Source organism: Sporichthyaceae bacterium (assembly GCA_036269075.1).
GTDB lineage: Bacteria > Actinomycetota > Actinomycetes > Sporichthyales > Sporichthyaceae > DASQPJ01.
The window spans coordinates 1-1,510 of record DATASX010000029.1 but is presented as its reverse complement, the minus strand read 5'-3'; the positions used below and the strand labels follow the sequence as shown (position 1 = coordinate 1,510).

The window sequence follows — 1,510 nt, the reverse complement described above, 5'->3', positions numbered from 1 at the left end:
GCGCGCTGCCGCACCCGGACCCGGGCGGATACGCCGACGCGGCCGCGCAGGACGCGTTCTGCGCCAACACGACCTGCGTCATCACCAAGATCTACGACCAGTCCCCCAACCACAACGACCTCACCCAGGCGCCCCGCGGCGCTTTCAGCGGGCCGGCGCTGGGCGGCTTCGACAACCTCCCGATCGCGGACATGGCCCCGATCACGATCAGCGGCCACCAGGCCTACGGCGTCTTCATCGCGCCAGGCATGGGCCTGCGCGACAACCACCCAACCGGGACTGCAGTCGGTGACCAGCCGGAGGGGATGTACTGGGTCCTTGACGGACATCACTTCAACGACGGTTGCTGCTTCGACTATGGCAACGCCGAGATCGACAGCCGCGACGACGGCAACGGCACCATGGAAACCTCTTACTTCGGCAACGCCACCGCCTGGTATCACGGGAACCCCCCGGGCCCGTGGATCATGACCGACCAGGAGAACAACCTGGTGGGTTGCGTCAACCCGTGCAGTACCTCCAAACTCTGCGCGGACCTGCCGAACATCACCTCACGGTTCACGACCGCCGTGGCCAAGGGCGAGCCGCACCACTGGGCCTCGCTGGGCGGCGACGCGCAAACCGGTGACCTGTCGACCATGTTCGACGGGCCGCGCGTCGACTCCAGCTATGACCCGATGCGAAAGCAGGGGGCCATCGTCTTGGGCAACGGCGGCGACAACAGCAACAGTGCGCAGGGCACCTTCTACGAGGGTGTGATGACGACCGGATACCCGAGCGACGCCACCGACCAGAAGGTTCAGGCCAACGTCGTGGCCGCCCAGTACGGCGTGCAGCGGCTGAGCCTGACGCCGGCCTCGGAGACTGCCACTCCGCCCGGGCTCCAGACGTTCGCACCGCGGTCCTCGCAAGAGTCCACCGTGACGTTCACGAACACCACGGGGTCGCCCGCGGTGGGCGTGAAGCTGAGCATCTCGGTGCCCAGCAGGCAGTGGACCTCCGTCGTCCCGGGCAGCACCGACACGTCGGTGACGTTCCCGCACCCGGTCGCGCCCGGTGCGAGCGTGAGCGCGACGTTCCGGGTCACGTCGGGACCGGCGGCCTTCAACGGCGACCTGACCGGCAACGCCTCGTGGACGAGCCCGGGACAAGGAGGGCGGCAATCGGAGACCACTGCCGAGAAGGTGCGCAACGTCAGCCCGATCAAGATCAACGAGTTCCGCACCGGCACCAGTACCAGTCCGACCAACGGGTTCATCGAGCTCTACAACGCCAGCGACAGCACCGTCGACCTGTCGAACTGGACCCTGACCGAGCACCCGGCCCAGCAGCCCATCTTCTCGACGGTGACCGTCCCGGCCGGGACGAGGCTCGCGGGCCACGGCTTCTACCTGCTCGGCCTGGCCAACTCGGGGCTGGCGGCCCCCGCCAGCGCGGGCGACACCACCATCAACCTCAGTAACACGTCCGGCCTCGCCTCCGGCCAGCAGGTCCAGATCGGCACCGGCTC

1 protein-coding gene is annotated in these 1,510 nt (G+C 68.1%); it reads left to right on the top strand.

The genetic code is table 11. The features are described from left to right. Positions 1-1,510: arabinofuranosidase catalytic domain-containing protein (locus tag VHU88_05725; GenBank protein HEX3611167.1), on the top strand; the 1,510-nt coding region annotated here is incomplete at both ends.